Genomic DNA, 24,837 nt, shown 5'->3' with positions numbered 1-24,837 from the left:
ACAAAAAAGTTCTTTCAATCCGCTTTATTTCTGTGCAATCATTACGTATAACGAAGCTGCAGGAAAGAACCTTTGGGTAATGCGAAACCCTGCTGCAGTTAAGGCTTCTTCCATCCCGGCTGCTGTGATTCGCGGTGCTTTGTGAATCTGCTCGTTTTTTGGTTCAAGCTCGATGCACACCAGAAAGCCATCTTTCTTGAGGACAGTGCTGATTGCGTCCAAGGTTGGCGCCAGCGGTTTGATTTCGTGCAGCACAAGCGAAGCGATGACAAGATCGATGGATGCGTCCGGCAATGGGATTCCGGTGCTTCCGGCCTGGAGCGGCACAATATTCGTGAGGTGTTCCTCAATCGCTTTATCCGCAATGATGTTGAGCATGCTTTGATCGATGTCCATAGCGTATACCTTGCCCATCACTTTTTTGGCCAGCGGCAATGAAAAATAGCCGGTGCCTGCACCGAAATCCAACACATTATCACTTTGCTCCAAGGGAATCTTGCTGAACAATTGCTCCGGTGAAAATTCACCTCTCCGCTCCCGGCTTTCCAGATAGGCTATTTTTCCTTTATGCGAGTGTGTTTCATGCGGCTTGCTCGATTTTTCATGCATCTTTTCATTCCTCCAAGTGTTCATATCTTGAATTTCTCTTCGATCAATGCGGCGTTTACGCCAATTGCGGCCATGCTGCCATCGGCTGCTGCCATAATCAGCTGTGACGCCCCTGCCATTAAAATGTCTCCACAAGCAAACACGCCTTCTACATTGGTGCGTTTCATGCCATCCGTTTCGATGCCGCCGAGTGCATTCCGTTTACAGCCAAGCGCGGCACTTATGTCTGACGCCTGTACCCACTCAGGTGTGATAAATCCGCCTTCCCGCCGTATGGCCGCTCCGCTTTCAAATTCGATTTTCTCCAAAACTCCAAGATTGCCGACCAGTCTCGCAATCTTTTCTGCATACACTTGAATCCCATTGTTCTCCAGCATGTTCTTCTCATCGGCCGACAGCGAGGCTTTGCCATTGGTGCAGAAAATCAAATCATCGGTCCAATTCGACGCGACTTTCACGAGATGTAACGCGTTTTCATTTTCGGAAATGACCGCGAGCGGCCGATCCCGCATTTCCCAGCCATCGCAGAACGGACAGCTGAACAGGCTTTTTCCGTAAAACTCTCCGACTCTTTCCAGATCGGGAAGAACTTCTTTAAAGCCGGTTGCCAGGATAAGCTTTTTAGCCAGGAAGACCTTGCCGTCCGCGGCTCTAACTTCAAACAGCCCCTCCTTTTTTTCGACAGCCAGCACATGCTGTTTTTCTATCTTTACGTCCGGATACTTGCCCAGTTCTTCCTGGGCAATACTTTTCAACTCTTGCGGGTCGATGCCATCCCTCGTTATAAAACCGTGGGACTCGGAAGTCACTGCATTGCGCGGTTTATTGTCATCGAACAGAACGGTCTTCCTGCGCGACCGTCCCAAAACCAACGCGGCATTCAGCCCCGCCGGGCCTCCGCCAATTACTGCACAATCCATGATCATCGCTTTTCCTCCGTCCGAGCTTTATTTTTTCTGCTGTGCAGACTCTGCCATGGATACAATATCGCTGATAAGTGTATTGTCCAGTTCCGCCTTCATGTTATCTTCCGCCTGCCGCATGGCATTCTCAATCAGGCAGCCTTCACCATGGTGGATCGAACAATCGAATAAATGCGTGTCCCCTTCAATCGCGTTGATTACATCCAAAAAAGAGATCCGGCTTTTCGAACGGGCAATTTTATAGCCGCCTTTGACACCTGTCATCGATTCGATCAAACCGGCTTTCGTCAGCTTCGTCAGAATTTTAGACAGGTACGTAGGCGACAATTTTTGCATTTCCGCCAACTCCTGCACACCGATCGTGCTGGTTTGCGGCAGCCGCATTAGATGGACCATCGTGTGCAAAGCATAATTTGTTGCATTGGAATATTTCATAGGAACCTCCTGAAGGTTTATTTTAAAGATATTAAAGACTCTTGTTATCTCTAATTGAACTTAATTTAGCATGCAGACAAAAATAAGTCAAACTTATGAAGCTCTTTGAAGCTCTTTGTGCTGAAAGGTGTGTAACTTGTTTGAAATAAAAAGCCGGAGGGGTAAACAGAGAAAGTACATTTAACAAGGGGCTGTTCTAGGCGCAACTTCCAAGAACGGACACCGAAAATAGAATGGAGACAAACTTAATGAATACCGATTTTTCGAAGATTTATATAAATGGCGAATGGATTGCAGGATCAAGCGACAGCCAGATGAAAAACACAAACCCGTTCACGGGTGAAGAACTGGTCACTACCCAAGCAGCCGACAAGGCCGATCTGGATGCCGCTTATAAAGCAGCTGCCGAAGCGCAGGTCGAATGGGCGAAAGAATTGCCGCAGACCAAGCGGGCCGTCATCGAAAAAGCGCTGGAAGTCATGATGGAAAACAAAGAGCTTATCATCGACTGGCTCGTCAAAGAAGCCGGCAGCACCGTCATCAAAGCGACCGTCGAGTTTGGCGCTTCGATCAATATTCTAAAAGAAGCGGCGACTTTCCCTTACCGCATGGAAGGCAAGATTCTCCCTTCCCAGCAAGCGGGCAAAGAAAACCGTGTCTACCGCCATGCACTTGGCGTCATCGGCATCATCAGCCCATGGAACTTCCCGCTGCACCTGGCGATCCGTTCCATCGCACCGGCAATTGCGACAGGCAATGCAGTTGTCATTAAACCTGCAACTGACACACCGGTAACCGGCGGCTTGTTGTTCGCCAGCATTTTCGAAGCAGCCGGCTTGCCGAAAGGCCTACTGAACGTTGTCGTCGGACGCGGCTCCGAAATCGGCGATGACATCGTCACCCACCCGACACCGCGTTTGATTTCCTTCACCGGATCCACGCCGGTCGGAAAACGCATCGGCAAACTTGCCGGAGGAGAATTGAAGAAAACCGCCTTGGAGCTCGGCGGCAATAACAACTTCATCGTCTTGAACGACGCCGATATCGAAGGCGCTGTCGATTCAGCGCTGTTCGGCAAATTCTACCACCAGGGCCAGATCTGTATGGCGATCAACCGCATCTTCGTCCACGAAGACATCTACGACGAATTCGCAGAACAGTTTATCGCCCGCGCCGGCAAAGTAAAATTCGGCAACCCGGCAGAAAAGGATACGCAGGTTGGACCGCTCATCAACCGCGAGCAAGTCGACCGGATCCTTAAAGAAATCGATGCAAGTGTTGAACAAGGTGCCCAATTGCGACTCGGCGGAAAAGCCGACGGCAATGTCCTGGAGCCGACGGTCTTGACCGGCGTCACCAACGACATGTCTCTTGCGGAAAATGAAATCTTCGGGCCGGTAGCCATCCTGATTCCATTCAAATCCGACGAAGAAGTCATCGCAATGGCGAACGCCTATCCGTTCGGACTGAGCGGAGCTGTCCATTCTGCCAACATCGAGCATGGCACGAACATCGCTCACCAGATCCACACCGGCATGATCCACGTCAACGACCAGCCGGTCAACGACGAAGCGCATATGCCATTCGGCGGCGAAAAAGAATCAGGCCTCGGCCGCTTCAACGGCGAATGGGTGCTTGAAGAGTTCACCACATTGAAATGGCTGTCGGTGCAGCATCAGCGCCGCCAGTATGGTGCGTTTGTTGATAATACAAAAGAATAGGTAATACTGTTAAGAGCCGGCGATCCCAGGAATGGGGTGCCGGTTTCTTCCTGACTAGAAGCAGAAAAAAACACCTATCCTTTCGATTAGGATTAGGTGATGAATAGGAGTGCGATCAATGGCTAGTTCCGGACTCATAATTCAGTCATTGTCTGTAAAGAAGAGCCGACTTCTGTATATTAAAATTCAGAAATATAAACAGAGAAACCTCTTGTATATTATATGGATTAGTACATTCATCATTTAATTTCATAAAAGCTTCATTGACTACTCTTTATAATGCCCTAGAATCAAATTTCAAAAATCAATTAATCTAATATTTATTCAAATACTAGCTGCTCTAGAGATAAGTTTTTCAAAAGTCACTTGGGGGTTATAGACATATCTAAAAACTTATTTATATAAACTATTCAAATAATTCAAGGTTATAAGGAGTAGTGTCAGAAAGCTTTCTTTCTAGTAAATTTCCATCATAAATCTCTTTTATAAAGTAATTTTGTAAATTAAATTGGCCATCCGAATATACATCTAAAATTCTATTAAGCAATGAGTTTGCATAAGCTTCAGAAAAATTTACTAGGTATGGAATAAGGTTTTTATCAACATAACCATTATGGACTATTTGATTTCTACACTTATATATATAATCAACTGTTAATTTAACTTCATTTCTTTTAGCCCTAAGTCTTTTTAAAGCCTCTTTATTGTCTTGATAGAATTTAATCGTGTCTTCAATTTCATCCAAGAAACTTTCTTTTGTCGTATATTTTTTTAAGTCTACCATTCTGTTATAAAAATTTTCCAAGGAAATTATAGAATCTTCTGTGCGAGACTTATAAATTCCCACATTATGAAGGAATTCGTCTGGCATATTTACCGTCCCATCTTTATTATAGAAACTCCGACTATAAATTTCTGTTAATCTAAAAAGATCATGTATCGGTTTGTATTTTTCCCAAAGAAAATAGATATTAGAGATAATTTCTTTAACGAAGTGAAACTTAGATTCTTCATCTTTTTTTGATATATTTGCTAAACTCTCAATAGCAATCCAATAATTTAAAAGCTTATTTTCTTCGTTTTGCCACTGAGCCTGAGACATTATATCAATAACACCTAAAATAGTATTTGCTTCATAAAAAAACTCTCTTTTTTCTAATTCATCTATAATGTTTGAAACCCTGTTGATATCTTCAAATTTTTTATCGCTTAAAAATTTAGGGCTATCTCTGCTTAGATTTCTTCTCAATTGTTTATCATCTCTAGAACCCCATAATGTACCGAAGGAGCCATATGATTCGCCGACTTTTTTACCTATATATTGACCATCCCAAAAAAATTCATGATGTTTGTGAGCGAAATACAAATTCAACAAACTTAGCAGGTTGAAATATTTTAACTCGGCTAATTTTTTTGCTGAATTTGAAGAAGTCGCTGCCACTAGAATCTTCACATTACACTTACTTCGATACTTATCGTTATTTTTAGGTTCTGTCTCTTTACTTTGTTCTTCGGTATTGCTTAAATCAAATGTTTCATCATAATAACCTTCACTAAGCATCTTCTCTAGATTCGGATTATATAATTGACAGCCAAATATAGAATTATTTTCAACTCCTTTAGGAAATGTAACCATTCCCCAAATTGGATAGATAAAAATATATTCGGTTTCATTGGGAAGCAACTTTTCCCTAAAGAAATTAAGTCGATCTAGAATACTTAAGCCATCAATATATTTCACTTTTTCTTCATCAGTATTCAGTTCTTGCGGTACTCCTTCATATTTTATGAATATTTTACTTTCATGGATAAAATACGATTCAAATATATTTAAAGCTAATTTTTTAACATCTTCAATATTCATGCCAGAGGTCACCAAATCAACTATTATTTCCTTAGTTAATTCTTTTATTTTTAAACGATTTTGTTTTTCAAATAGTTTCTTCTCTAAAATCGGAAATAATTCATCAAAAAGAACATGAGCAAAACTTTGTTTAGAAATCAGACTAGACAGTTCTTTAGAAATAACATAAACTGATCTTTTTTCCTTTTTCTCTAATTTTTCTTTTAGAATAAGCAATTCTTCTCGAAAAATACTTATATATCTTTTTGCAATAAGAGTATTAATTAATTTTATATATACTTTTCTATTATTGTCACTTTCAAATTGATTTAATTCATATTCATTAATGATGTCTAAAAGAACGACTCTAATATTCACAATATTAATACCAATCATTCCTTTTTTAACTTCTTCAGAAATCGAATTCCATTCATCATACCAATAAGTAAGCGCTTGGCTATATAACGAATCATTCTCAAAATTTTTCCAATCCAAACTATCATCTACTTTCATTTAATATTTAGTTAATCTGCAAAAATAACTTTCAAAATATAATTTAAGTAACGTATACTAAATCTTATTCTTTTTGGATTTCTATAAAATGTACTAATTAAAGTAAGGGACTTTATACAATTTTCTTAAATTAGCTAATATCATTCTCAAATGAAAGGTAGTATAATTGGCTTTTAAAATGGTTAGATGAGAAATCAAAAATGTATAGCTTTCCGTTTGTCAATATAAGATAAGCTAGACAACTCTACTCCATTCAGGTGACTCATAAATGCTTCCAGAGGCCTACAGTAATCCATCGACTTCCGTGGGATGTGATTGCGCTTATCAGCTACTGTCGAAATGAACGGTTGGTCCACCTGGTTGAAGTCCATCTCCTTTACCAAGCCGTCTTTGCGAAGGAGCCCGTTGGAATTTTCATTCAACGCGCGCTGGGAAGGCGTGCCGGAATCCGCAAAATAAATCGATATGTCATGCCGGTTGCACAGCGGCTTCCAGTTGGAGAATTCCCTCCCACATTCAAACGTGATGGACTTGAATAGATTTCTCGAAATCCCTTGAAACCACTGGTTCAACGCGGTTTCAATATCGCATGCATTGCGTCCTGCAGGTTTCAAGTCGATGATGACTTTCGTCAGCCGTTCGACCAGCATGATGACCGCACTTTTGTAGCGAGCGCCAACAATGGGTCGCCTTCGATGTGCCCAAACTCTTTCTGAAACGAAGGATAATCAACTTCCCGTTCCGAGGTATGCCGTTTGAACTCCTGCTTTCCGCGGCGTTCCTGGTGTCCATTGGGTTTTCGTTTCCCTTTCATCGGCAGTGTGGCTTCGTCAAAGTACGATTTTTGAACAGGCGATAGATGGGTGCGCACAGAACAATCGATGACGGTTTCCGTGCGTCCACAATGACATCCAGCGCCCAGCCTTGCGTCACCTTGTCTTGAATATAAGCGAGTTATTTCTGCGGCCAGGCAATCTTTCGCCGTCCGCAGCGCTTCTTGTTTTGCTTGTATTGGGTATAATAAACGAGCGCCGTATGCCCCATTTTCAAAAAATTGATGATATTGTAGATCGACTGCCTGGAACGGTTGAGGCGCTCAGCGATTATTGTCACGCGCGTGTTTTGGTGGAAATATGCTTCTATCATCACTAATTCGTCCGAGGTAAGATGAGTGTAGGTCATTCGTGGTCACTCCTATGTTTTTCTTTGGTCGGAAAATACATTTAGAGTGTATCACGAATGGCTTTTTCAGTTGTCTAGCTTAATTTTACAATCGGCGTTTTTAAAAAAGCTATGAGTTAAAATGAATGGTAGAATAATTTTATGAAAAATTTGGAAGAGGGTATAAAAAAATGAGTGAATTCTGGATTAGTATTACGAGTTTAGTATTAGGTATCGTTGCGACAATAATTGTTTCACACTATTATTATAGGAGGACTTTTAAAAAAACCTCTCTTACTCCATATATACAATTTTATTCATTATCATTAAAAGGAATAGACTCTAAAGTACGTAAGGAGCTTAAAATTAAATACAATGAACAAAGTATAGAAAATTTATTTGAAATTCAATTTTTAATAGCTAATACAGGAAATAATACTATTAAAAACATTATAGAGCCTTTATCATTGACTATGCCTAATAACTGTAATTTATTAGACGCTCATATCATTCATATAAGTCCAACTGGTCGCAAGGTTGATCTAAAAATTACGCCTGATAGAAGTTCGATAGTATATGACTTCTCTTTATTAAATAGTGGAGACTTCTTTATTGTTAAACTGTTAATTGATGGAAACCCATCACACAAAGATTTTAATTTTTCTATTGAAGCAGAAGAGTTATCACCTATACTAGAAACATCTTATTTGCCTGGAGGAGCTATTGGACATATAAACGAGAAAAAATCGTTTGAAAAAGTACCTTTCTTTTTTGGACTAGGTTTTATTGGGACAGGATTAGTTTTATTCAACTTAATTCGTATGAGTTGGTACACTATTCCTTCTTTTACTAAATTTAGTATTTTTGACTATATTTTTGAAATTGGAATCGATGGATTCTCTATACTTATAAGTAGTATTCCAGCATTTATTTGTATGTTCCTTGGAATCGTTATGATTATAGGTTCATTTTCAGACTTCGTATTTCCAAAAAAGAAAGAAAAATTTATAGTTCCAGACGATAAGGAATTATTAAAAAGAAGGTTATATTCTCCTTTTGATTACTTGGACTTTTAATTTTTCCACGAAATTCCATGTAATAGAGTTGAAGCTTACTTTATTTCATTTTTCGGCTGCCTCTATAGGTAGCTTTTTTGTTAGAAAATAAAGTTATCCACTTCCATATAGTATTAATATGTAAACAATATAATTTTTTTATAGATTTCATTCAATATAAAATCTCTTTACTATAAAGTTCACTGAACGGAAGTAAATCATCCTGTAAGATTGAAAATTAATTTCTTGAAATTCGAATGTTAAAAGCATACGCTGCAAAAATACTCGAGCTTTATGAAGCGGGAGCAACCTTAAAAGAAGTGCAAGCACGACTAGGGTATACAGACGTTAATAGAACAATGGATATCTATCTATACTCATGTAACAGAAAAAGCGAAGGCAGCAATCATCGAAAAGTTCGAAAATTATTTAGAGGATAGTCCGAATCGGGACTAGGTTTTTGACTAGGTTTATTTGATATTCTATGAAATTTCATGACATCAAAAAACGCCAAAACCCTTGGTACATAGAGGATTTTGACGTTCGTTGAAACTCCATGAAATTAATCTATGGAGACGGCGGGAGTCGAACCCGCGTCCAGAAACTCCGCTACTTGAGCGTCTACGCGTGTAGCTTACTTATTAGGGTTTCATGCGTCAATCTGCCAATAAGCGGGCGTCCTGGGCACTAACTTGCGAATCTCTTGCATGCAGCTCAAGTGGCACTGCCTGCCGTATCCCACTAAAGTTGAGCTTTACCCAGCCACATGGGCGATGGATAGATAAAGCAGATCCGAGCTTACGCTGCGAATGCTAGGTTTTGGTTTGTTTTGCCAGTTGTTATAAACGCGTTTTTACGGAGCCGACCCTCCGACGCGCAACCCAAGCCCAGATCATCCCTGTCGAATCCGTAACGTCCCCTCATATTAAAGGAACACGGAAAGGCGATCAGCCTTGTGTGCTATACCATTAGTATAAGACAAGATAGGTCAGACTTCAAGCTTAACGGCTGCGTTCTTTCATCGCACGGTCGATTTCCCGTTTTGCGTCTTTCTTTTTCAGGTCCTGGCGCTTGTCATAGTTCTTCTTCCCTTTACCTACGCCCAGCAGCACTTTCGCGTAGCCGTCCTTGAGGTACATCTTCAGCGGAATGATTGCCGCTCCCTGCACCTTCGACACACCGATCAGTTCATTGATCTGCTTTTTGTGCAGCAGCAGTTTCCGGACCCGTGTCGGATCGTGGTTGAAAATATTGCCTTGTTCGTATGGTGCGATGTGCATATTAGAAATCCAGGCTTCGCCGTTGCGGATCCGCACAAATGCATCGACCAATTGCACTTTGCCGTTGCGGGCTGACTTGATTTCCGTCCCTTGCAGGACAATTCCGGCTTCGATCGTCTCTTCAATTGCATAATCGAAGCCGGCTTTTTTGTTCTGGGCTATGACTTTCCCTTCACCCTTTGCCATAATGCTTCACCTCATAATCAATCTGAAAAGAGCGGCCCGGAAGCCGCATCCTCATTTTTTCTTTTTGCCTCCGCGTTTAGCGGCGCCTTCGTAAAACTTCTTCTTCTGGCTCTTGGCTTTGCGCCCTGGGGCTTCTCCCGGTTTTCCGCCGGGTTTGCCGCCGCCCGGCTTGCCGCTGCCGCCGCGACCTTTGCCTTTTGCTTCTCCGTCGCGTTTGCCGGCACGGATCACTTTCGGTGCGTCTTTTCTTGTGCGGCGGTTGCTTTGCGGCATGCCGACAATTTCAAAGTCGATCGAAGATTCCTCAGGTTTCACCCCGATCACCTTGATCTGGATTTCATCGCCGATGCGGAATTGGCGGTTCGTGCGTTCGCCGATCATCATCATCTGGCGGTCGTCGAACCGGTAGAAGTCGTCCGTCATATTGGAGACGTGGACCAAACCTTCAATCGTATTCGGCAATTCGATGAACAAACCGAAATTCGTGACAGACGAAATGATGCCCTCGAATTCCTCGCCGATTTTGTCCGCCATGTATTGTGACTTCTTCAAAGCGTCCGTATCGCGTTCTGCATCGACTGCCCGGCGTTCCCGCTCGGATGTATGTTCAGCGATTTCATCCATATTCGCATCCCAGTGCATAAGGGTCGCTTTCGACAGATCCTTATTGATCAGGTACGTACGGATCAAACGGTGGATGATCAAATCCGGATAACGGCGGATCGGTGATGTGAAATGCGTATAATACTCACTTGCCAGTCCGAAATGCCCAACGCTTTCCGCTGAATATTTCGCCTGCTGCATCGAGCGCAGCATCATCGTTGAAACAACTGCTTCTTCAGGCGTATCTTTAATCGAATTGATGATTTCCTGGAGCGCACTCGGTTCCACTTGCGTCCCTTTCCCTTTGACAACGATTCCGAAATTCGTAATGAATTCGAAGAAGCGTTGAAGTTTTTCCGGTTTCGGGTCTTCGTGGATCCGGTACAGCGACGGAACTTCCATGTGGTGGAAATGTTCAGCGACTGTTTCGTTGGCTGCCAGCATGAACTCTTCGATCAAGCGTTCCGAAACCGTCCGTTCACGGACAACGACGTCGATCGGGTAGCCTTCTTCGTCGACAATCACTTTCGATTCCTTGAAGTCGAAATCGATCGCACCGCGGCGCATGCGCCGTTGGTTCAGAATGCCTGCCAGTTCTTTCATCAATTCGAACATCGGCACCAGCTCGGAATACTTCTCTTTCAATTCCTGGTTGTCCGTTTCCAATATTTCATAGACATCGGTGTAAGTCATGCGCGCCGATGTGTTGATGACGCTTTGGAAAATATCGTGCGACAGCACTTCGCCCATGTCGTTGAAAATCATTTCACACGACAGCGTCAACCGGTCCACTTGCGGGTTCAGCGAGCAGATGCCGTTCGATAGGCGGTGGGGGATCATAGGGATGACCCGGTCGGTCAAATAGATGCTCGTCGCGCGGTCATAAGCTTCTCGGTCGATCGGCGAACCTTCTGTGACGTAATGGCTGACATCGGCGATGTGCACGCCTAATTTATAAGTTCCGTCTTCCAATTTGATCACTTGGACAGCATCATCCAGGTCTTTCGCGTCAGCGCCGTCGATTGTGACGATCTGCTGGTCGCGCAAGTCGCGGCGGCCATTCAAATCAGCCGGATCGATTTCTTCCGGCACATTGTTCGCCTGCTCCAATACATCCGGCGGAAATTCGGTTTCAATTCCGTGCTTGTGGATGATCGACAGGATATCGACGCCCGGATCGTTTTTGTGTCCAAGGATCTGTGTGACCATTCCAGTCGCTGACAAGCGCCCTTCCGGCCAGCTGGTGATCTCCACAACGACTTTATGGCCGTCGACTGCCCCCAGCGTATCGTCTTTTGCGATAAAGACGTCCATATTCAGTTTCTTGTCATCCGGCACGACAAAACCGAAGCCGCGGTTGTCCTGGAACGTGCCGACCACTTTCGACGTACCCCGCTCCAGGATCCGGATGATGGACCCTTCCCGGCGGTCGCCCGCTGAATCATCCGACACGCGGATCATGACTTTGTCGCCATTGACCGCACCGTTCACTTCATTCGGCGGAATGAAAACATCATCAAGGCCCGGTTCTTCCGGTGCTACGAAACCGAAGCCTTTTGCATGTCCGATAAACTTCCCGCGCATCAAATTCATGCGCTCAGGCACGCCGTAACGGTTCGCACGCGATCGTACGAGCAAGCCTTTCTCTTCGAGCCGCACCAATGTCTTGACGAGTTCCTTGAACTCGTCCGCATCTTCGAACCCGAATTGTTCTTCTATTTCTTGTACGGTCAATGGTTTGTATGCATCTTCGCGCATAAATACCAATAGCCGTTGTTCCAGTGACATTTCGTTTTTAGCCATTGCTTATTCCTCCTAATTCGACCGTCTCACACACTCCATTCAAGCGATTCGAGAAAATCTAAAATATCTTCATGCAATTGTTCTTTTTCCTTATCGAGGGTGATGACATGCCCCGATTCTTCATACCACTTGATTTTCTTCTGGAAGGATTCCGCTTCTTCATAGATGATATTGGCGGAATCGGTGTTGATGACGTCATCAAGTCTGCCTTGCACCACAAAGAGCGGTGCGTAGATGTGATCCACTTGCCCGCGGACGTCGTGGATCAGTTCCCGGAGGTACTGCAGCGATTCCATCGGCTTCTCCTGGAACTTCTTCATTTCCTCTTCGATAACCGTGTCATCTTTTCCTTCATATTTCTTATATTCTCGTGCATAATTCAACACGCCTTCGTACATCAGATCCGTCGTTTTCATATACATCGGGGCGCACATCGTGACAAGCCCCTTTACAGGGAAAGTATACCCTATCTTCAGGGCAAATACGCCCCCGAGCGACAACCCGGCCACCGCAATTTCCTGGTAGCCTTCCTCTTTCAACTGGTTGTACGCGCCTTCGACGTCCTGCCACCAGTCTTCCGGCCCTGTCGGCACCAGCTTCTCCGGTTCCACTCCGTGCCCGGCATAATGTGGCGCAATCGATGTATAGCCGTGCTTCTCCAAGAAGCGGCCCAGCATCCGCACATCTGCAGAATTCCCGGTGAATCCGTGCAGCAGCAAGACGGCCCTAGGTCCAGATTTAAAGAAAAACGGTTTTGGCTGCGATACTCGCAAAATAACCCCTCCAATAATTCATGTTAAATAGGATACTTTTACAAAACGCTCCGACCGCTTTGGGCATGGCTCCCGCAAGAAGCCAGGCATAGAACGCCTGTCTTCTTACTTCGCCTAGCCCTTGGACGCGCCGTCGCTAAGTTAGTTACTGGCTATGAAGTAATTTTTACTTTTGCTGTTTTATTACAGTAGATATGAAGCAAAACAGCTGCGAAAACCGTACTGCTCCTGCAGTGCTGCGCACTTCGTCGCAAAGCCATTGTCCGAACTACCTTCGGCCAATGACTTGCCTGCGGAACAGCGAGACGGACGAGACCCCACAGGGCGCAAAGCGACCGAGGAGGCTTGGACGCGAGCCCGCGGCAAGCGCAGCTGTTTTGCGGAATATCAACAAACTTATAAAAGAAAACGCCTAACCAGTAGTTTGGTCAGGCGATTTAATCTACATTAAACTTTGGTTACGGCGATAGCCAGAATAAAGAATAAGGCAGCAAGTACAATCGTTACCCGGTGCAGGACCAAGTCCAGCCCACGAGCTTTTTGCTTGCCGAAAAGTTGCTCAGCTCCACCGGAGATGGCTCCTGAAAGACCTGCACTTTTTCCTGATTGCAATAATACGACGACGATTAAAGCGAGCGATACGATGACAAGTAATGTCATTAACAACGTATGCATAAATTCCACCTCCTGAAAAGAACTTCCACAACAAGAACTAGTTTACCAAATTCTAAGAAATATGACAATAGCAATAGAAGAAACCCTTTGCTTCGTCCTTATTTCTTCAAGTTGTAGAAAGTCTTGAGGCCTAGATACTTCGCCGTCTCATTCAATTGGTCTTCGATGCGCAGCAGCTGGTTGTATTTCGCTACACGGTCCGTACGCGACGGAGCTCCTGTTTTGATTTGGCCAGCGTTTGTCGCTACTGCGATATCAGCAATCGTTACGTCTTCCGACTCGCCTGAACGGTGGCTGATGACCGCTGTGTAGCCCGCACGTTTCGCCATTTCGATCGCATCGAATGTTTCTGTCAATGTACCGATCTGGTTAACTTTGATCAAAATCGAGTTGCCGACGCCCTGCTCGATGCCTTGCGCCAATTTCTTCGTATTCGTAACGAACAAATCATCTCCGACCAACTGGACACGGTCGCCGATGCGTTCAGTCAGCAATTTATGGCCTTCCCAGTCGTTTTCATCCAAGCCGTCTTCGATTGAGATGATCGGGTATTTATTGGCAAGTTCTTCGTACCAGTCAACCATTTCAGCTGATGTTTTCACTGTATTGTCGCCCGGCAAGTTGTAGACGCCTTTTTCTTTGTCATATAGCTCAGACGATGCAACGTCCATCGCAAGCAATACATCTTCGCCCGCTTTATAGCCTGCTTTTTCAATTGCTTCCATGATCGTTGTCAGCGCTTCTTCATTTGAACCTAGGTTCGGTGCGAAGCCGCCTTCATCGCCGACAGAAGTGTTATAGCCTTTTTCTTTCAAGACGCTCTTTAGGTTATGGAAGATTTCAGCGCCCATGCGAAGTGCATGGCGGAACGTTTCCGCTCCAACCGGCATTACCATGAATTCCTGGATGTCGACATTGTTGTCAGCGTGCTCGCCGCCGTTCAAAATGTTCATCATTGGAACCGGCAATTGCTTGGCATTGAATCCACCCAGGTATTGGTAAAGCGGTACGTCCAAATAATCCGCCGCTGCATGCGCAACCGCCATGGAAACGCCGAGGATCGCATTAGCGCCCAGACGGCCTTTGTTTTCTGTGCCATCCAATTCGATCAACGCCTGGTCGATCGACACTTGGTCGAGCACCGAGAAATTCTCTTCAATTTCAGCAGAAATTTCATTGTTGACGAAATCTACAGCTTTTAAAACGCCTTTTCCAAGGTAACGGCTTTTATCGCCATCACGCAGTTCAACCGCCTCGTGCTCTCCTGTAGATGCGCCCGATGGGACGATTGCGCGCCCGAAAGCGCCGCTTTCAGTGAATACTTCTACTTCGATGGTTGGATTTCCGCGTGAATCAAGTACTTCGCGTGCTAGAATGTCGGTAATGATTGGCATTAAAAACAGCTCCCTTAGTTTAGAATAATGGTTTTCCGGTCATTTCTGCCGGTTGTTCTACGTTCAGCAATTTCAATACAGTCGGCGCCAGATCAGCAAGGATGCCGTCGTTCCGCAAGACGACACCGTGCTTGGTGACAATGAGCGGCACCTGGTTGGTCGTATGCGCCGTCATCGGCTTGCCTTCAAGCGTCGTAACTTCGTCGGCATTGCCGTGGTCGGCTGTGATGATGGCCGTCCCGCCTTTTTCATGAAGCGCTTCGACTATGCGGCCGAGGCATTCATCGACCACTTCAATGGCTTCGATGGTCGGCTGCAGCATGCCGCTGTGGCCGACCATGTCCGGATTGGCGAAGTTCAAGATGATGGCATCGAACGCCTCCTCCTTGATTTCCTGCACAAGGCGGTCGGTCACTTCAAATGCACTCATCTCCGGCTGCAAATCATATGTCGCAACTTTCGGCGAATCCACCAGAATGCGCTGTTCGCCCGGGAAAACATCTTCCCGCCCGCCGCTCATGAAGAACGTGACATGCGGATATTTTTCCGTCTCGGCGATGCGCAGCTGGCGCAGGCCATTTTCCGACAGGACCTCACCGATGGTGTTTTCAAGATTCAATGTATCAAATGCCACACGCGTCGGCAAGTCGTCGCTGTAGCTCGTAAATGTGACGAAGACGAGATCTTCGGGTTTTGTGCCCCCTTGCGGGAAGCCTTCGAAATCCTCACGGACGAAAGCCGACGTCAGTTGGATTGCACGGTCTGGCCGGAAGTTGAAAAAGATGATGGAATCGCCCGATTTGATCGTTGCAATCGGCAATCCATTTTCGGTGACCGCAAACGGCACGACGAACTCATCGTTGGTGCCCACTTCGTAGGAACGCATTACGCCCTCAGCGGCTGTGTCAGCGGTTCCGCCGACGCCGTCCACCAGCACCCGGTATGCGAGTTCAACCCGCTCCCAGCGGTTGTCGCGGTCCATTGCGTAATAGCGGCCGCTGATCGAAGCGAATTTTCCAATGCCGATTTCTTCCATTCTTCGTTCAGTTTCTTCAATGTAACCTACAGCAGTCTGTGGGCCTACATCTCGGCCGTCGAGGAATCCGTGAACATAAACTTCCGTCAGCCCCTGCTGTTTTGCCAGTTCGAGCAAGGCAAACAGATGCTCATAATGGCTGTGCACTCCCCCGTCAGAAAGGAGACCCATCAAATGGAGCGCAGTGCCTTTCGCCTTGGCATTCGCGACTGCTTCCAGGAAAGCAGGATTCTGGAAAAAATCGCCGTCCTTAATGGATTTGTGGATGCGCGTCAGGTTCTGGTAGACAATCCGCCCTGCGCCAATGTTCAAATGGCCTACTTCAGAGTTGCCCATCTGCCCTTCCGGCAAGCCGACCGCTTCACCGGAAGCGGTCAGAAGCTCGTGGGGATAAGTAGACCATAATCGGTCGAAATTCGGTTTTTTTGCTTGAGCGACTGCATTCCCGTAGCTTTCAGCCCGGAAGCCGAAGCCGTCGAGAATGATCAGCGCTACTGGATTTTCAGTATTACGCATGCAATCCCGCCTCTAATAGTTTGACAAAAGATTCCGTTTCCAGGCTCGCTCCGCCGACCAACGCACCATCGATATGCTCCATTCCGAGCAATTCTTCGATGTTCGCCGGTTTGACGCTGCCGCCGTATTGAATCCGGATTTGCTGTGCTGTTTCATCGTTATACAAAGCCGCCACTTTTTTGCGGATGATGCCGCATACTTCGTTGGCATCTTCGGCCGTAGCTGTTTTTCCGGTGCCGATTGCCCAGATCGGTTCATATGCGATTACGGTTTTTGACGCCTGTTCTTCCGTTAAGCCTTTCAGCCCTTCTGCAACCTGGTTTTCAACAATGCTGCCGGTTGAACCGCTTTCGCGCTGTTCCAGTGTTTCTCCGACGCACATGATCGGCGTCAGGCCGAATTCAAATGCGGCATGGACTTTTTTATTGACAGAAGCGTCGGTTTCGTTGAAGTACTGGCGGCGCTCTGAATGGCCGATGATCACATAAGGGATGCCAAGATCGGCCAATTGGGCCGGACTGATTTCACCTGTGAACGCGCCTTCTTTCTCTTCATGCATCGTCTGGGCTCCGATTTGGAGCGTGCTGCCTTCCACTGAAGCTTGGAGCTGCTGCAAAAAGAGTGCAGGCGCACAAATGACGGAATCCACTTTGCTTGCGTCCGGCGCCAGCCCTTTGACTTCTTCAACAAATTCTTTCGCTTCAGAAAAAGTTTTGTACATTTTCCAGTTTCCCGCAATAATCGGTTTTCTCAACAAAACCACTCCTTCTTATTTATCGGTTAAAGCCGTAACGCCTGGCAGGTCCTTGCCTTCCATAAACTCGAGTGAAGCGCCGCCGCCCGTAGAGATATGGTCCATTTTATCGGCTACATCGAATTTCTCGACAGCCGCCGCAGAGTCTCCTCCGCCGATAATCGTGTACGCTTGGGTTTCAGCCATCGCCTGAGCGACTGATTTCGTGCCATTTTCAAAGGAGCTCATTTCGAACACGCCCATAGGCCCGTTCCAGATGACCAGCTTCGAATTTTTGATGACCTCCGCATAGGTTTTAGCGGTTTCCGGTCCGATATCGAGGCCCATCCAGTCAGAAGGGATTTCCGAAATCTCGACAACTTTCGTTTCTCCTTCGTTTGAAAATTCCTTCGCAACCACTACATCAATCGGCATGTATAATTTGACGCCTTTTTCCTCCGCTTTTTCAATGAAAGATTTAGCGAGGTCGATCTTGTCTTCTTCCAACAGCGAGTTTCCGACTTCATGGCCCTGCGCTTTGCTGAATGTATAAGATAAGCCGCCGCCGATGATGAGGTTATCGACTTTCTCCAAAAGATGGTCGATGACGCCGATCTTGTCTTTCACTTTCGCACCGCCGATGATTGCTGTGAACGGGCGATCCGGTTCGGATAGCGCTTTCCCGAGGACGTCCAATTCTTTCTCCAGCAGCAGGCCGGATACCGCTGTCAGATGCTCTGCAATGCCAGCTGTCGACGCGTGCGCACGGTGCGCGGCTCCGAATGCGTCATTAACAAACACGTCAGCGAGTGCCGCAAATGCTTTTGCCAGCTCCGGATCGTTCTTTTCTTCGCCCGGGTGGAAACGGACATTCTCGAGCAGGATGACGTCGCCGTCATTCATTGCGGCAATTTCCTGTTCCACTCCTTCCCCGATGGATTCATCGAGGCTCTTCACTTCTTTATGTAATAATTCGCTTAACCTGGCTCCAGCCGGCGCCAGCCTCATGTCTTCATTGACTGCGCCTTTCGGGCGCCCTAAATGACTTGCCAAAATAACTTTTGCCCCGTTTTCGACCAAGTATTCGATCGTCGGGACAGCTGCGCGGATCCGCGTGTCGTCTGTTACGTTCCCTTCAGACATCGGCACATTGAAATCCACTCGGCAAAATACGCGTTTCCCTTTTAAATCCACGTCTTTCATGGTCATTTTCTTCATCATGAAAACATCCTCCCGTTCATCTAAAAAAATAAGAGGTGGGGTAAATTCCCCACCCCTTTTACCCTCTTTCATTATAGAGGTTCAACGGTAATTAAGCTATGATTTTGGGATTACAATCCCGTTTTGTACATGTGCATTGCAATGTCGATGCATCGTGCAGAATAACCCGATTCGTTATCATACCATGCAAGAACTTTTACCATGTTGCCGCCAAGTTCCATCGTGGACAACAAGTCGACAGTGGATGAAGCCGTGACGCCGTTGTAATCGCGTGAAACCAATGGAAGCTCGCTGTAGCTCAAGAAAGCATTTTGGTCTTTATCGATTGCTTCTTTCAAAGCGTTGTTCACGTCTTCTTTCGTTACATCCGTTTCAAGTTCTGCAACCAAGTCAATCAATGATACGTTTGGTGTCGGAACGCGGATTGCCATACCGTCCAATTTGCCGACCAATTCCGGCAATACTTTTGTAACGGCAACTGCAGCGCCTGTTGTTGTCGGAATCATGGATTCTGCAGCAGCGCGTGCACGGCGGAAATCTTTATGCGGTGAATCCAAAAGAATCTGGTCGTTTGTATACGAGTGGATTGTCGTCATCATCGCTTTTTTGATGCCGAAACGGTCGTTCAGGATTTTAGAGATGCCTGCAAGGCCGTTTGTGGTGCAAGAAGCGTTTGAAATGACATCGTCTTCTTCAGGGTTGTAGCTTTCATGGTTAACGCCCATGACAAGTGTTTTCATGTTCTTGCCTGGTGCCGAAACGATGACTTTTTTCGCGCCTGCTTGGATGTGTTTTTTCGCATCGTCAGCATTTGTGAAGAATCCTGTAGACTCGATCACGATATCGATGTTGTTTTCAGCCCACGGAAGGTTTGCCGGATCTTTTTCAGAGTAGACATGGATTTTCTTGCCGTTAACGACCAAATCATTGCCGTCAGCTGAAACTTCTGCATCCAAAATTCCGTGGATGGAATCATATTTCAAAAGGTGTGCAAGCATTTTCGCGTCCGTCAAATCGTTTACTGCCACTACTTCCACTTCTTCGTTTGCCAATGCCTGGCGGAAAACGATGCGTCCAATGCGTCCGAATCCGTTAATTGCTAATTTTAAAGTCATTTAGTATTCCTCCAAGTTTTGTATTTGTTCAATTATTTCTCTGGCGGCACCTTCATCGGTGACCAGGACTGTTTGAGGCGATGCAACTTTGCAATAAGAAAGGATGGCTTTCGCCTTTGAATGCCCACCGGCTACCGCCAGTATATAAGAGGCATTTTTGACCTGCTCCAATTGGATTCCCGCTGTACGGATGCGGTAAACAATATTTCCTTCGTTGTCAAAGTAGTATCCGAATGCTTCGCTTATGGCCCCGCCGGAACGGATGCGCTCCACTTCTTCAGTGGAGGATTTCCGTTGCAGCGCAATTTCCTCTGCATTACCGATCCCATGGACGACAACATCAACCTTGCTGTAGAGGTCCATCATTTCCATAATCACCGGTTCCCGCATCATCATCTCGAACGCTTCTGCACTTAAATGGTCCGGCAAGTACAGCGTCTTGACGGAGCCGCCGGTCTGGGCGGCAAAGGCAGAAGCGATCGTATTGGCCTGATGGAGCACGTCCTCGCCCAGGCCGCCTCGGGCAGCGATAAACTGAAGGGCCGGGTCGTTCCTGTCGGATGCCAATTCTTTTGAAATGGCGGCCATCGTGCTGCCGCCGGTTACAGCGATTTTCTTGGAATGGGCGAACCGGGTTTCCAGCAGCCTTGCCGCTTCTTTGCCGATTGTTGTTTTGACCGCAGGGATTTCATCGCTGTCCTGCGGAACAATCAGCACCCGGGAAATTCCCAAAATGGCTTTCAACTGTTTCTCCAGATCGGATAAACCTGAAACCTCACGCATAAATTCCTTTAAGCTTTCGAGCACCAGCTCGCCTTGAGCGGAAATCACCATACCGGCTGATTTCGCTTCAATAAGCTGCTGGCCGCGCAGCAAATCGGTTTCTTTCCGTGCTTCCCTTTCTGTAATGCCAGCCAGTTCACTAAGCGTGCGCCTGCCAATCGGCTGTTCCATCCCTATCGTCTGCAATATCTGATAGCGTTTTTTCAGGAGGTCGGTCATTTCCGGTACAAGCATCTTTTGTGCTTCCGTTAATGGATCCATTTTTTCACTCCTTTATAGCTGGACGTTTTTCGTCCCACTATGTATATTAATGTCCCACTACCCTCATAATAGCCAATTGACCGAATAAATGCAAATAAAAAGAAGCGTTAGAGTTCTAACGCTTCCAAAAGTTCGATATAGCCGATATTTCCATAGATGATGGTCTTGCCGCCTTTTTCAACCACCGGAATCATGAGCATGTATTTTTCGTGGAGCGCTTCGTCGCTTTCGATGTCCACTTCCTGTACATCAAGTTCGAAATCCTCCTGGACTAATTGGAGCATCAGCCGCGCTTCTTCACATAGGGGGCAGTTTGCCCGGGTATAAAAAGTGATCATGCCATCCCTGCTTTCCATTTTTATGATTAATAAATGAAGCATTCCCGTAAGGAATAATAAAAGCCGACGCCCCTTCCGCAGATGCGAAAAAGGAATCGGCTTAGCTGTTAAGAATGCCCTCGGAGAGAATCGAACTCCCATTTCAAGAACCGGAATCTTGCGTGTGATCCATTACACTACGAGGGCGAATCACCTATTAGCGACTTTTCTATTATATACAGATATAATATTTAAATCAAGAGCGTTTTTTCAATTCGTTAAATTTGACCTTCATTGACCATGATGTGTATGATATTAGTACAGCTGAAGACCATTCAGCATGAAAAAGCAATCACCCATACGAGGAGGAAATGTACTATGAACTTAATTCCTACAGTTATTGAACAAACAAGCAGAGGCGAACGCGCATATGACATTTACTCGCGCTTGCTTAAAGACCGCGTTATCATGCTCGGCAGCGGCATCGACGACAATGTTGCGAATTCAATCGTAGCTCAGCTGCTATTCCTGGAAGCTGAAGATCCGGAAAAAGATATTTCAATCTACATCAACAGCCCTGGCGGCAGCATCACAGCCGGTATGGCAATCTACGATGTTATGCAGTTCATCAAACCGGACGTACAGACGGTCTGCGTAGGTATGGCAGCTTCAATGGGCGCCTTCCTATTGGCAGCCGGCACGAAAGGCAAACGCTATGCACTTCCGAACGCGGAAGTCATGATTCACCAGCCGCTCGGCGGCGCACAAGGGCAAGCGACTGAAATCGAGATCGCAGCAAAACGCATCTTGTTCCTTCGCGAGAAATTGAACACGATCCTGTCAGAACGGACGGGCCAGCCTTTGGAAGTCATTTCTAAAGACACAGACCGCGACAACTTCATGACAGCTGAACGTGCCCTTGAATACGGCTTGATCGATCAGATCATCACACGCAGCAAAATGCCTGAACACGTAAAAGAAGATATCTAAATACCAAGAGCCTGCAGCCCACGCTGCAGGCTTTTTATATTGGAAAAACTCATTAGACACCGATGTTTTTTTCTAGGCCTACAGCCTGAAATGAAAGATTTGAGATGTAGAAGCCCGACCGGGCTGGAGCGTCACTTGTATTTAATCGATGACGCAGGAGAAATAGATTCAACACAAACTCGCTAAGTCCAATCCATTGGCTTCGGGATCCGGAACGGAAGGCGGCAAGTGCAAACATTATGCTCCTGTCCCTGCATCGCTGCGCTAGCTTCGGGACATGAAAAACCGTTGCAGTGCTTCGCACTTCGTCGCAAAGCCAATGACCGAACTGCCTTTGGCCATTGGCTTTCCTGCGGGATAGCGAAGAGCCGAAATCCACTCGGACGCCAGTCAATGCTTGACCGAAGCTTGCGAGGGCAAGTATTTGCGACGAGCTTGCGCAGGAGCACAAGTTCTTTGTTAGTTCGGCGCAAGCCCGCGGAAAGCGTCCGCCTGAAGTGGAGGATCCGGTACAGCTTCTCTTAAATGACTGGTGATTCTTTAAGAACAAAAAATATTCTTTTGTTTAAAAGCTCGAAAGGTCCGCAGCTTCCGCTGCGGACCTTCTTACGCTTCTTTATCGATTAGGGAAGATAACGCTTCCACTGCAGACTCTTCGTCTGAACCGTCTGCTGAAATAATGACGGATGTGCCTTTGCTGATTGCCAGGCTCATGATTCCCATGATGCTTTTGGCGTTGACCTTTTTAGAGTCCTTCTCCAAATACACATCAGCACTGTACCGATTCGCTTCTTGCACAAACAATGCTGCCTGCCTTGCCTGCAAACCTGATTTCAACTGGACTTCCACTTGTTTTTCAACCATACTGCTCCTCCTCTGAACCGAACTGAATCTAATATATATGAAAGATTGGCCTTTGGCTACCGGCCAATCATTTCTCCTTTTCTCAATTGCTCTGCAATCTCATCGATTTTCCGCAGCCGGTGGTTCACACCGGACTTGCTGACGTTCCCGGCAGACACCATTTCGCCAAGCTCTTTCAAGGTGACGTCCTGGTATTCTACGCGCAGCCTTGCGATTTCCCGCAAGCGCTCCGGCAACTGGTCGATGCCGATCACCGAATCGATAAAGCGGATGTTTTCCACTTGCCGCAAAGCCGCATCGATGGTTTTGTTGAGATTCGCCGTCTCGCAATTGACGAGCCGGTTGACGCTGTTGCGCATGTCCCGGATGATCCGGACATCTTCGAATTTCAACAACGCCGAATGGGCGCCCGTGATGCCAAGGAAATCCGCAATCTTTTCCGCTTCCTTCAAATAAGTGACAAACCCTTTTTTGCGTTCAATCGTCTTGCCGTTCAAATGGAATTCGTTCATCAACTCCACCAGTGAATCTGCATGGTCTTTATAGGACGAATAAATTTCAAGGTGATAGGAAGACGTTTCCGGGTTATTGACCGACCCTCCTGCCAAAAAAGCACCGCGCAGGTAGGCGCGTTTGCAGCAATTCTTTTCAATCAGCCCTTTATCGATTTCATGCTGGAACTGGAATCCTTCTGAAATGATCGACAGGTCTTCCAGCACCAATTTGGCGCCTTCCCGGATTCTGCAAATGTAGATATTGTTTTTCTTCAACCGCATCTTTTTTCGGACCAGCAATTCGACCGGGTATGCGGGGTAAAAACGTTTTAATAAGGTGTAGATGCGCCGGGCAATCGCGGCGTTTTCTGTCTGGATATCCAGGCTCAGCTGCCGGTTGGAAAACGACAGTGTTCCGTTCATCCGGATCATCGCCGAAAGTTCCGCTTTGCCGCAGCAGTCATCCACTTCAATCTGGGTCATTTCCTTTTTCGTCTCCGAGGCAAAGGACATACCGTTTTCCCCCTTCCCTAGCATCAGAAATAAAGATGCTTCGGATTTTCCTTTATCAGGCCGCCGGCGTATCCAAACAGCCACTCAGCCACTTTGATCGGTTCATGCCGCACGGCTTCTCCGAAAATGCTGGTGATATCCTGTTTGTAGACCGTCAAGCCCATTTCTTCCAATTTTTCTTCGTCACATTCGACAGGCCAGGCCTTCTGTTTTTCATAGCGCTCTGCCACCGTCTTCGGCACTTGGATCTTATCGAGCAGGATGGCATCCAGAAATGGAACGCCGACGTGGTCATAAAGTGCCTGGACGTGGTCAGAAGCTGTGTATTTATAGGTTTCCCCGGCTTGGGTCATCAAATTGCAGATATAGATTTTCTTTGCTTGGGACGCCACAAGCGCTTTTTTGATGTCGCGCACAAGCAGATTGGGCAGAATGCTGGTGTAAAGCGAGCCCGGACCGATGATGATGACGTCCGCTTTGCTGATGGCCGCAATTGTATCCGGCAAGGTCTTGACGTCGCCCGGCTCCAGGAATACGCGTTTGATCGGCTGCAAATACGCTGGAATTTTTGATTCTCCGCTGACGATGGTGCCGTCTTCAAATTCTGCATTGAGCGTCACCAGCTGGTTGGCTGCCGGCAACACCGTTCCGTTGACATTCAGCACACGGCTCATCTCCCGCACAGCATGCGAGAAATCACCTGTGATCTCAGTCAGAGCAGCCAACATCAGATTCCCGAGCGAATGCCCTTCGAGATCAAGGGATGTTTTGAATCGGTATTGGAACATTTCTGCAACCAGCGGCTCGGCGTCGGACAATGCCGCCATGACATTGCGGATATCGCCCGGAGGCGGAATGTCCAGATCATTGCGCAGCCGTCCAGAACTGCCGCCGTCGTCTGCTACGGTTACCACCGCGGTCAGATCAAGCGGAAATAATTTAAGGCCGCGCAGCAGCGTAGAAAGCCCTGTCCCGCCGCCTATGATCACAATGCGCTTCCGGCCTAAAGTTTCTTCCATG

At 46.5% G+C, this 24,837-nt stretch carries 21 protein-coding genes, 1 tRNA gene, 1 other RNA gene and 1 pseudogene; 3 read left to right on the top strand and 21 right to left on the bottom strand.

The annotated features are described in order from the left end of the window. Positions 1–24: 24 nt before the first annotated feature. The 3 genes from ACFSDB_RS10610 to ACFSDB_RS10600 are packed head-to-tail and all read right to left on the bottom strand — an operon-like array spanning position 25 to position 1,967. Entirely contained in the window at positions 25–609 is a 585-nt protein-coding gene (locus ACFSDB_RS10610; RefSeq protein ID WP_377340029.1) for a class I SAM-dependent methyltransferase, read from the bottom strand. Between the two features lie 20 nt (positions 610–629). Beyond that, on the bottom strand, positions 630–1,535 hold the full coding sequence (locus ACFSDB_RS10605; RefSeq protein ID WP_204893053.1) for an NAD(P)/FAD-dependent oxidoreductase: 906 nt from the start codon (positions 1,533–1,535) through the stop codon (positions 630–632). 21 nt (positions 1,536–1,556) lie between these two features. Continuing rightward, positions 1,557–1,967 (bottom strand): Rrf2 family transcriptional regulator, encoded by a 411-nt coding sequence (locus tag ACFSDB_RS10600; protein WP_204893052.1) that lies wholly within the window; start codon positions 1,965–1,967, stop codon positions 1,557–1,559. A gap of 248 nt (positions 1,968–2,215) precedes the next feature. Between ACFSDB_RS10600 and ACFSDB_RS10595 the strand changes: the two genes are divergently transcribed. Further along, positions 2,216–3,688 carry an aldehyde dehydrogenase family protein gene (locus ACFSDB_RS10595; protein ID WP_204893051.1) on the top strand — a complete coding sequence of 491 codons (1,473 nt, stop codon included), beginning with the start codon at positions 2,216–2,218 and terminating at the stop codon, positions 3,686–3,688. 406 nt (positions 3,689–4,094) lie between these two features. Here ACFSDB_RS10595 and ACFSDB_RS10590 read toward each other — a convergent pair whose 3' ends face one another. Both ACFSDB_RS10590 and ACFSDB_RS10585 read right to left on the bottom strand, forming a co-directional pair. Next, the gene (locus tag ACFSDB_RS10590; RefSeq protein ID WP_377340025.1) at positions 4,095–6,026 is read right to left on the bottom strand and encodes a hypothetical protein; all 1,932 of its coding nucleotides are present in this window, start codon (positions 6,024–6,026) and stop codon (positions 4,095–4,097) included. 212 nt (positions 6,027–6,238) lie between these two features. Beyond that, positions 6,239–7,226, bottom strand: a pseudogene (locus ACFSDB_RS10585) (IS30 family transposase). A 170-nt stretch (positions 7,227–7,396) separates the two neighbouring features. Between ACFSDB_RS10585 and ACFSDB_RS10580 the strand changes: the two are divergent. Further along, complete coding sequence (locus tag ACFSDB_RS10580; protein ID WP_204893049.1) at positions 7,397–8,281, top strand: hypothetical protein; 885 nt, start codon at positions 7,397–7,399, stop codon at positions 8,279–8,281. Between the two features lie 546 nt (positions 8,282–8,827). On the opposite strand, the gene ssrA is transcribed toward ACFSDB_RS10580, so the two are convergent. The 13 genes from ssrA to ACFSDB_RS10515 all read right to left on the bottom strand — a co-directional run bounded on the left by ssrA (position 8,828) and on the right by ACFSDB_RS10515 (position 21,163). Further along, positions 8,828–9,180, bottom strand: a transfer-messenger RNA (tmRNA) gene (ssrA, locus tag ACFSDB_RS10575). An 81-nt stretch (positions 9,181–9,261) separates the two neighbouring features. Further along, on the bottom strand, positions 9,262–9,726 hold the full coding sequence (gene smpB, locus ACFSDB_RS10570; protein WP_135501110.1) for an SsrA-binding protein SmpB: 465 nt from the start codon (positions 9,724–9,726) through the stop codon (positions 9,262–9,264). A gap of 51 nt (positions 9,727–9,777) precedes the next feature. Beyond that, the gene (rnr, locus tag ACFSDB_RS10565; protein ID WP_204893048.1) at positions 9,778–12,132 is read right to left on the bottom strand and encodes a ribonuclease R; all 2,355 of its coding nucleotides are present in this window, start codon (positions 12,130–12,132) and stop codon (positions 9,778–9,780) included. 26 nt (positions 12,133–12,158) lie between these two features. Continuing rightward, the gene (locus tag ACFSDB_RS10560; RefSeq protein WP_204893047.1) at positions 12,159–12,905 is read right to left on the bottom strand and encodes an alpha/beta hydrolase; all 747 of its coding nucleotides are present in this window, start codon (positions 12,903–12,905) and stop codon (positions 12,159–12,161) included. A 447-nt stretch (positions 12,906–13,352) separates the two neighbouring features. Continuing rightward, positions 13,353–13,580, bottom strand: a complete 228-nt coding sequence (gene secG / locus ACFSDB_RS10555) for a preprotein translocase subunit SecG (RefSeq protein ID WP_008429540.1) — start codon at positions 13,578–13,580, stop codon at positions 13,353–13,355. Positions 13,581–13,678: 98 nt separating this feature from the next. Beyond that, the gene (eno, locus tag ACFSDB_RS10550; protein ID WP_204893046.1) at positions 13,679–14,974 is read right to left on the bottom strand and encodes a phosphopyruvate hydratase; all 1,296 of its coding nucleotides are present in this window, start codon (positions 14,972–14,974) and stop codon (positions 13,679–13,681) included. A 19-nt stretch (positions 14,975–14,993) separates the two neighbouring features. After that, positions 14,994–16,526 (bottom strand): 2,3-bisphosphoglycerate-independent phosphoglycerate mutase, encoded by a 1,533-nt coding sequence (gpmI, locus tag ACFSDB_RS10545; RefSeq protein WP_204893045.1) that lies wholly within the window; start codon positions 16,524–16,526, stop codon positions 14,994–14,996. Next, the gene (gene tpiA / locus ACFSDB_RS10540; protein ID WP_204893044.1) at positions 16,519–17,280 is read right to left on the bottom strand and encodes a triose-phosphate isomerase; all 762 of its coding nucleotides are present in this window, start codon (positions 17,278–17,280) and stop codon (positions 16,519–16,521) included. The genes gpmI and tpiA overlap by 8 nt, the downstream gene beginning before the upstream one ends. 15 nt (positions 17,281–17,295) lie before the next feature. Continuing rightward, on the bottom strand, positions 17,296–18,480 hold the full coding sequence (locus ACFSDB_RS10535; RefSeq protein WP_377340019.1) for a phosphoglycerate kinase: 1,185 nt from the start codon (positions 18,478–18,480) through the stop codon (positions 17,296–17,298). Positions 18,481–18,590: 110 nt separating this feature from the next. Beyond that, positions 18,591–19,595: a type I glyceraldehyde-3-phosphate dehydrogenase gene (gene gap, locus ACFSDB_RS10530; RefSeq protein ID WP_204893043.1), complete on the bottom strand. Its 1,005-nt coding sequence runs from the start codon at positions 19,593–19,595 to the stop codon at positions 18,591–18,593. After that, complete coding sequence (locus tag ACFSDB_RS10525) at positions 19,596–20,639, bottom strand: sugar-binding transcriptional regulator (RefSeq protein WP_204893042.1); 1,044 nt, start codon at positions 20,637–20,639, stop codon at positions 19,596–19,598. Between the two features lie 107 nt (positions 20,640–20,746). Then, positions 20,747–20,977: a glutaredoxin family protein gene (locus ACFSDB_RS10520; protein ID WP_204893041.1), complete on the bottom strand. Its 231-nt coding sequence runs from the start codon at positions 20,975–20,977 to the stop codon at positions 20,747–20,749. Positions 20,978–21,091: 114 nt separating this feature from the next. Next, positions 21,092–21,163, bottom strand: a tRNA-Arg gene (locus ACFSDB_RS10515). 171 nt (positions 21,164–21,334) lie between these two features. Here ACFSDB_RS10515 and clpP point away from each other — a divergent pair. After that, complete coding sequence (clpP, locus tag ACFSDB_RS10510) at positions 21,335–21,946, top strand: ATP-dependent Clp endopeptidase proteolytic subunit ClpP (protein WP_204893040.1); 612 nt, start codon at positions 21,335–21,337, stop codon at positions 21,944–21,946. A gap of 606 nt (positions 21,947–22,552) precedes the next feature. On the opposite strand, the gene ACFSDB_RS10505 is transcribed toward clpP, so the two are convergent. From ACFSDB_RS10505 to ACFSDB_RS10495, 3 genes are read right to left on the bottom strand one after another with little or no spacing between them, the layout of a single operon-like run. Next, positions 22,553–22,810 (bottom strand): HPr family phosphocarrier protein, encoded by a 258-nt coding sequence (locus ACFSDB_RS10505; RefSeq protein ID WP_204893039.1) that lies wholly within the window; start codon positions 22,808–22,810, stop codon positions 22,553–22,555. A 56-nt stretch (positions 22,811–22,866) separates the two neighbouring features. Continuing rightward, entirely contained in the window at positions 22,867–23,817 is a 951-nt protein-coding gene (gene whiA, locus ACFSDB_RS10500) for a DNA-binding protein WhiA (protein WP_204893038.1), read from the bottom strand. 23 nt (positions 23,818–23,840) lie between these two features. Further along, entirely contained in the window at positions 23,841–24,836 is a 996-nt protein-coding gene (locus tag ACFSDB_RS10495; protein ID WP_204893037.1) for a gluconeogenesis factor YvcK family protein, read from the bottom strand. Position 24,837: the final 1 nt, after the last annotated feature.

Origin of the sequence: Planococcus chinensis (genome assembly GCF_042681545.1) — a bacterium.
In the GTDB taxonomy this organism is placed as follows: domain Bacteria; phylum Bacillota; class Bacilli; order Bacillales_A; family Planococcaceae; genus Planococcus; species Planococcus chinensis.
The sequence above is the reverse complement of the archived record's forward strand: the minus strand, read 5'-3'. Positions and strand labels throughout refer to the sequence as shown.

Excerpts from the sequence above, each read along its gene's own strand:
- ACFSDB_RS10580 (WP_204893049.1), top strand. The coding sequence starts at position 7,397 with ATGAGTGAATTCTGGATTAGTATTACGAGTTTAGTATTAGGTATCGTT.
- ACFSDB_RS10520 (WP_204893041.1), bottom strand. The coding sequence starts at position 20,977 with ATGATCACTTTTTATACCCGGGCAAACTGCCCCCTATGTGAAGAAGCG.
- ACFSDB_RS10600 (WP_204893052.1), bottom strand. The coding sequence starts at position 1,967 with ATGAAATATTCCAATGCAACAAATTATGCTTTGCACACGATGGTCCAT.
- clpP (WP_204893040.1), top strand. The coding sequence starts at position 21,335 with ATGAACTTAATTCCTACAGTTATTGAACAAACAAGCAGAGGCGAACGC.
- eno (WP_204893046.1), bottom strand. The coding sequence starts at position 14,974 with ATGCCAATCATTACCGACATTCTAGCACGCGAAGTACTTGATTCACGC.
- ACFSDB_RS10505 (WP_204893039.1), bottom strand. The coding sequence starts at position 22,810 with ATGGTTGAAAAACAAGTGGAAGTCCAGTTGAAATCAGGTTTGCAGGCA.
- ACFSDB_RS10605 (WP_204893053.1), bottom strand. The coding sequence starts at position 1,535 with ATGATCATGGATTGTGCAGTAATTGGCGGAGGCCCGGCGGGGCTGAAT.
- secG (WP_008429540.1), bottom strand. The coding sequence starts at position 13,580 with ATGCATACGTTGTTAATGACATTACTTGTCATCGTATCGCTCGCTTTA.
- ACFSDB_RS10610 (WP_377340029.1), bottom strand. The coding sequence starts at position 609 with ATGCATGAAAAATCGAGCAAGCCGCATGAAACACACTCGCATAAAGGA.
- smpB (WP_135501110.1), bottom strand. The coding sequence starts at position 9,726 with ATGGCAAAGGGTGAAGGGAAAGTCATAGCCCAGAACAAAAAAGCCGGC.
- rnr (WP_204893048.1), bottom strand. The coding sequence starts at position 12,132 with ATGGCTAAAAACGAAATGTCACTGGAACAACGGCTATTGGTATTTATG.
- ACFSDB_RS10495 (WP_204893037.1), bottom strand. The coding sequence starts at position 24,836 with ATGGAAGAAACTTTAGGCCGGAAGCGCATTGTGATCATAGGCGGCGGG.
- ACFSDB_RS10535 (WP_377340019.1), bottom strand. The coding sequence starts at position 18,480 with ATGATGAAGAAAATGACCATGAAAGACGTGGATTTAAAAGGGAAACGC.
- whiA (WP_204893038.1), bottom strand. The coding sequence starts at position 23,817 with ATGTCCTTTGCCTCGGAGACGAAAAAGGAAATGACCCAGATTGAAGTG.
- ACFSDB_RS10595 (WP_204893051.1), top strand. The coding sequence starts at position 2,216 with ATGAATACCGATTTTTCGAAGATTTATATAAATGGCGAATGGATTGCA.
- gpmI (WP_204893045.1), bottom strand. The coding sequence starts at position 16,526 with ATGCGTAATACTGAAAATCCAGTAGCGCTGATCATTCTCGACGGCTTC.
- ACFSDB_RS10525 (WP_204893042.1), bottom strand. The coding sequence starts at position 20,639 with ATGGATCCATTAACGGAAGCACAAAAGATGCTTGTACCGGAAATGACC.
- gap (WP_204893043.1), bottom strand. The coding sequence starts at position 19,595 with ATGACTTTAAAATTAGCAATTAACGGATTCGGACGCATTGGACGCATC.